We start from the raw sequence: 6,000 nt of genomic DNA, 5'->3' as shown, positions 1-6,000 counted from the left end.
GCCTATGGTACTGCCTTCACCGGTGGGAGAGTCGGTCGCCGCCAACTTTACACGTGAGCCCTCCTGTTTCGCTTTCACCAGCGATTAGCAGGAGGGCTCTTGCGTTTATAAGAGAATTGTTTATAAGAGAATTAGAGAAAAATATTGATTTAAAATAACCATGTTTAAGAAGCTATTTGGGAAGTAGGTTAGAAATAAAAAAGACTCCCACGACGGGGCGAAATTTGGGGTGCGACATACCTCATTTCAGTCCGTTGTCATGGAAGTCCTGTTCAAAGATATGATTACGCGTTGGCTCCTGCCTCACTTGCCCGTTCGTTTGGGCGGCCGACGTCCAAGCGCTGACCCGTTCGAGGTGGTGGGGGCCATCTGCTACAAACTTAAAACGGGCTGTCAGTAGCGCTGGCTACCCGTCAAGGCCTTGTTCACGGGCGAGCCGCTGAGCTGGCAGGGTGTGTACTACCACTTTAACGCCTGGGGCAAGCAGGAAGCCTGGAAAAAGCTGTTGCTCACCAGCTTGCGCCTGCATCGGCGTACGCTGGACCTGTCCAGCATCCAGCTCAACGTTAGCCATGCGCTGGCCAAGAACGAGGAGGCGGCCATCGACTACCAAGACCGCAAGGTGGGGCGTAGCACCAACGCCCTGTTTCTGGCTGACAATCAGGGCTTGCCGCTGACCATAGCCACACCCCAGGCCGGCAACCAACATGACACGTTTGAGTTGAAGCGGGTTTTTGCCGAACTCTGCGACTTGTTTGAAGCCGCCGAGCTGCGCCTGGAAGGATTGTTTCTAAACGCTGACAAAGCCTTTGATGTCAATAGTTTACGCTAGGCTTGTGCGCGACGCGACATCGAAGTGAACATTCCGCGCAACCGGCGTTCGGCTGATTGGCAGACCGACGATGACACGCCGTTCGACACGGAGTTGTATCGCCGACGGCTAGTTATTGAGCGGCTCAACGCGTGGCTCGACGGCTTCAAGGCCTTGCTTGTGCGCTTCGAAACCAGCCTGCAAAACTGGCTAGCCTTGCACTGGCTCGCTTTTACCGTGCTCCTCCTGCGTAAAGTCATCCAGCCGACTACTTCCTAAACAGGTTCTATGTAAGAATTTTAGTTTAGATTGTGTAATTATTATTTATAAACTTGGTAATTAAAAAAGAATTTTATAGATAATATGATATAAATTTTTTATTTATAATTGGGATAGTCGAGTGAGAATTGATACAGAACTGATAGTTAAGTTCGGTTGGAGTGTAGATATTACGTATTGCAGTAATGATATAGGTAATTTGAAATTTATAATCGGGCTTCTTTCAAGTCGATAGAACAGGTGCTGAGTGGCAATAGCTCCGTTTTGAGCGTGTTTCAATCGCTCTCAATAAACACCCTATCTTAGTGGTTGCTTGGCAGAATAGGATTATCAATCGCATAACTCTGGTAAAGCACTGTAATAAAAAATTTATAGTTATGTTGTCTTATGTAACTATATAATAGTAGAATCATCAGGGTAACAGACGGCCACTACTTATTTAAAAATTATAAGAATGAAGTTCGTATGCAACGCAACGACTCGCTTGCGTATGAGTTGGTCGGGTAAAAGTGAACAAGGAGAAAGTAACTTTACCTGGTCATGGGAGCAGAAAAATCAGCCAGTAAATGGCAATGAATCGAGTATGATGCGGCTTTTCGGACTAAGGTAGTCCGCCGCGTAATGCGGAGCGGACAGGCGGCAATGTGGGTCGCGCAAGCCTTAGGCATGAGCGAAGCCATGCTGGGCAAGTGGTTGCGGGCCGCTTGCACCTAAACTATCCGCCCGGTGGACAGCGAAGCCATAAATTAGAAAAACAAGCAGTTACGGGCCTAACCGGCTCGTGCGGAGATGGAGCGGGATATTTTAAAAAGCGCTGACCACATTTTCGTAACCGACAGGCCAATGAAACGATTCACATTCATTGCTTTACATGCCTATTATTGGCCCGTACGGCAGTATTATTAGGTACTGGGTGTCAGTGCCAGCGGCTGATACGCATGGTACAAGCGCGTCCCTGTACGGGCGGATGAGCCCGCGCGAGCTGCGTGGCAACTAGCAGCGCAGCGCGCTCTACCACGCCTGCCGGCCGCTACTGACAGTGCTGGCCCTAGGCCTAGATGCGGCGCGAAGGCAACGCGGTGGACCAGTAGCGTTTGCGCTAATGACTCATCGTTAGTGGCTTATGGGCCCTCTGCATGCAAACTAGCGCCCGGCCGCCGCGCACTACCCAAGCCGACCTGTAGGCTGTGGAGGCCACTAATAAGTTAGTCATCAGACTCGTAGCTACGGCTCCGAATTAAATCTGGGTGGGCGACATTGCCTGTCTGGCGCTGCCCATAAGACACTAGGCGTATGTAGCCTGTCGGCACGACGCCTTTTCCCGGTACATGGTAGGTTGGCAGGCAAGCGAGTCTTTCATACTGACTTGATGCTGAACTCTTTCAGCCGGGCCGTTGGTGTACTGGCCGCCTTGGTCGGCGTGCACGAGCAGGCTGACCAAGGCGGCCAGTACACCAACGAAGCCTTTACTCAACTTCTAGACCGCACCTAGGATACCGATCAGGCAACTCGTATGACAGCACCTTTGCAGAGAGTGGATGGAGTACGCTCAAGACTGAATTATTACCCTGCGATTTCTGCTTCGCTGACCTGTAAGAAGCCCGCTTAGAACTGGCCAAGTGCTTGGACTACTAATACGATACGCAGCCTTTACATGCTGCGCAGGGCTACTGCACTCCGCTCGCAATGGAACGCTACTATCGCTTTAACCTACCTGAGTTCCGTGCCCACTGGTACCCGACTATCCACAGGGAAGGTTATTTCTCCTTATACACCTTTACCCAACCACATTAGGGCTATTTTTACTTGACCAGCGTACTATTTTAAAAGAATAATTTGCGTAGGGTCCAGAGACTCCAGAAGATTACCATTGAACCTACACCGATAAACATCCAGCGGGTGGGGATGCGGCCGGCCAAGCGGGCGGCAATGGGCGCAGCTGAAACACCACCCACGATGAGGCCTAATACGATTTGCCAGTGCTTGAGGCCTAGCACCGAGAAGAAGGTGAGCGCGCTGGCGAAAGTCACGAAAAACTCGACCAAGCTCACCGTACCAATGACGTAATTGGGGGTACGGCCATTGGCTATGAGCGTGCTCGTGACCAGCGGCCCCCAGCCGCCGCCACCGAAAGAATCGAGGAAGCCACCCGCGCCGGCCAGCCAGCCCGCGTTTTTGACTTTTTTGCGCTGGGAGGTTTGCTTTTTCAACGCTTTGCTAAGGATGCGCAAGCCCAGAATGAGTAGGTAGAGTGCCAGTATGGGCTTGAGGAACGTAACGTGTTCTTCGCCCAGGCGAGAGAGGAGTAGCGCCCCAGCAATGGAGCCGGCCACGCCCGGTAGCAGTAATACCTTGAATAAGCGCTTGTTAACGTTACCGAAGCGGTAGTGATTGTAGCCCGAAGCGCCACTGGCAAACATCTCGGCGGTGTGAATGCTGGCGCTGACCGAGGCCGGATTCAGCCCCAGCGACATGAGGCTAATGGCCGACACGATGCCGTAGCCCATCCCCAGCATACCGTCGATGAGCTGCGCCACAAAACCCACGGCTACGAATAGGTAGAAGGTAGTGGAGCTCGTAGCCACGTGCCACGCCTGCTGCCAGGTGAAATAATACGATAGAATGGTGACGACCAAGAAAAGTGCGAAAGCACCCAGCGTGAACGTAGCCACGCGCTGCCAATGAGCCACGGCGGCGGCCTCATCGGTGGGGCCCAGGGCCGTTACGGCGTGCAGGCTGCGGGCGGCGGCTCCGGCGCGTACGCGGCCGTGGAGGTCGGCGTCGGGGGTGGCTACTAGTATCAGGTCGTGGCCGGGCAGGTCGTCGGGCTCGAAGGCACGGGGGAGCAGCACTACTTGGGGGTGACGGGCGGCCAGCGTGCGCAGGGCCAGGATGAAGTGGGGGGCAACTACCGTGATGGTAGCGGTGGGATTTGCATCGAGCACGGCAGTGAGCTGCGTCAGTGCCTCCGCTCCACCCCCTACCAACAATACCCGCCGCTGCGCCAAGTCTAAAAATACTGGGACCGGACTGCCTCCCAACAGCGCTGGTGGGCCATGGGGCACTACCGCAGGAGCAGTGAAAAGCAGGTCAGTAGCCATAGGTTAGAGAAAAATACGGGTTAGTCGTGAAAGTCCAGGCCCTCTACCGTCGCCTTTACCACGCCGGTGCGCACCGTGAAGTCGCCGAAGCCTTCTTGCGGCTGCCGGTCGGCGGCGTAGGCGGCGAGCAGGGGCGTGAGCTCGCGCAGGATGCCGTCTTCGTCTAGCATTTCGCGGTAGAGCTTGTTGAGGCGCTCGCCGGTGTGGTTGGCGCCTAGGTAGAGGTTGTAGCGGCCGGGCGATTTGCCCACTAAGCCGATTTCGCCCAGGTAGGGGCGGGCACAGCCGTTGGGGCAGCCCGTCATGCGCAGGAGGATACCGGCTTCGGCTAGGCCGTGAGCCCGGATTACAGTATCCAATTTATCAAGTAGTTGCGGAAGGTAGCGCTCCGCTTCGGCAAAGGCTTGGGAGCAGGTGTTGAGGGCGACGCAGGCCAGGGCCTCGCGGCGCAGGGCGGTGAGCTGCTCGGCCTTGGGAGCCGCGCCGTTTTCTTCCAGAATGGCTTGGATGCGCGCGCGGTGGCTAGGCTCGACGTTGGCCAGAATGAGGTTTTGGTTGCCGGTGAGGCGGAACTCGCCGGTGTGGAAGCTGCTGATTTCGCGCAGGGCCGACTTGAGGCGGTAGCCGGGCCGGTCGAGCACGCGGCCGCCTTCTACGAAGAGCACGAGGTGCGAGAGGCCGGCGGGGTCGCCGGTCCAGCCGAAGGCGTCGCTGGAGCTGTGGAACTGGTAGGGGCGGGCGGGGGCCAACTCGTGGCCCAGGCGCTGGTGCAGCTCGGCCACGAAGGCGGGCAGGCCCACGCGGTCGATGGTGTACTTGAGGCGAGAGAGCTTGCGGTTGGCGCGGTTGCCCCAATCGCGCTGGATGGTGACGATTTTCTCACACACGTCGAGTACCTCGGCGGTGGGCACGAAGCCGATGACATCGGCTAGGCGGGGGTAGGTTTCGGGCATTCCGAACGTCATGCCCAGGCCGCCGCCCACGGCCACGTTGAAGCCCAGCAACTGGCCGTTTTGCTCGATGGCGATGAGGCCGATGTCGTTGGAAAAGATGTCGGAGTCGTTGTAGGGCGGCAGGGCCAGGGCGATTTTAAACTTGCGGGGCAGGTAGGTGTGGCCGTAAATGGGCTCGTCGTCCACGGCCTCGGTGGTTTCGAGCAGGCTGCCGTCGAGCCAGATTTCGCGGTAGGCGGTGGTGCGCGGCGTGAGGTGCGCGCTGATGGCCTGGGCCAGCGCCACCACCTCGCCGTGCACCGGCGACTCGTGCGGGTTGGTGTTGCACATCACGTTGCGGTTCACGTCGCCGCAGCCCGCGATGCTGTCCATCTGCACTTCGTTAAAACCTTGAATAGCAGCAGGTAAGTCGCGCTTGAGCACGCCATGCAGCTGAAACGTTTGGCGGGTGGTGAGCTTGAGGGTACCGTTGCCGTAGGCATCGGCGAGGGCGTCCATGCGCTGCCACTGCGGGGCCGAGGCCACGCCGCCCGGCACGCGCACCCGAATCATGAACGAGAACAGCGGCTCCAGCTTTTGGCGCTTGCGCTCGCTTTCGAGGTCGCGGTCGGTTTGCTGGTACGAGCCATGGAACTTGATGAGGTGGGTATCGTCAGGGTTGAGGGCGCCGGTGAGGCGGTTGTTGAGGCTCTCGACGATGGTGCCGCGCAGGTAGCGGCTGGCAACTTTGACGTGCTCGACCTCAGAATGGGCGGCGGGGGCGGGCGGTAGGATAGAAGACATTAGAAGAGAATTAGTAAGTAGAGATACAAGCTTATCCGTCATTGCAAGCCTGCGAAGCAATCGCACCAGAACG

At 56.8% G+C, this 6,000-nt stretch carries 6 protein-coding genes; 4 read left to right on the top strand and 2 right to left on the bottom strand.

Annotated features, from left to right (window positions below; translation table 11 throughout):
* Nucleotides 1-421: 421 nt before the first annotated feature.
* From ACYVGC_RS03575 to ACYVGC_RS03560, 4 genes are all read left to right on the top strand, one after another.
* Complete coding sequence (locus ACYVGC_RS03575; protein ID WP_460582402.1) at nucleotides 422-832, top strand: hypothetical protein; 411 nt, start codon at nucleotides 422-424, stop codon at nucleotides 830-832.
* 24 nt (nucleotides 833-856) lie between these two features.
* The gene (locus tag ACYVGC_RS03570; RefSeq protein WP_460582401.1) at nucleotides 857-1,090 is read left to right on the top strand and encodes a hypothetical protein; all 234 of its coding nucleotides are present in this window, start codon (nucleotides 857-859) and stop codon (nucleotides 1,088-1,090) included.
* A 576-nt stretch (nucleotides 1,091-1,666) separates the two neighbouring features.
* The gene (locus ACYVGC_RS03565) at nucleotides 1,667-1,804 is read left to right on the top strand and encodes a transposase (RefSeq protein WP_460582417.1); all 138 of its coding nucleotides are present in this window, start codon (nucleotides 1,667-1,669) and stop codon (nucleotides 1,802-1,804) included.
* A gap of 655 nt (nucleotides 1,805-2,459) precedes the next feature.
* Nucleotides 2,460-2,582 (top strand): hypothetical protein, encoded by a 123-nt coding sequence (locus ACYVGC_RS03560; protein ID WP_460582400.1) that lies wholly within the window; start codon nucleotides 2,460-2,462, stop codon nucleotides 2,580-2,582.
* A gap of 331 nt (nucleotides 2,583-2,913) precedes the next feature.
* Here ACYVGC_RS03560 and ACYVGC_RS03555 read toward each other — a convergent pair whose 3' ends face one another.
* Both ACYVGC_RS03555 and cysI read right to left on the bottom strand, forming a co-directional pair.
* Nucleotides 2,914-4,191, bottom strand: coding sequence for a TSUP family transporter (locus ACYVGC_RS03555; RefSeq protein ID WP_460582399.1), 1,278 nt, complete (start codon nucleotides 4,189-4,191; stop codon nucleotides 2,914-2,916).
* Nucleotides 4,192-4,211: 20 nt separating this feature from the next.
* Complete coding sequence (cysI, locus tag ACYVGC_RS03550; protein ID WP_460582398.1) at nucleotides 4,212-5,927, bottom strand: assimilatory sulfite reductase (NADPH) hemoprotein subunit; 1,716 nt, start codon at nucleotides 5,925-5,927, stop codon at nucleotides 4,212-4,214.
* Nucleotides 5,928-6,000 lie beyond the last annotated feature (73 nt).

It is taken from the genome of Hymenobacter arcticus (assembly GCF_054779975.1).
This window is presented reverse-complemented; position numbering and strand designations above follow the sequence as displayed.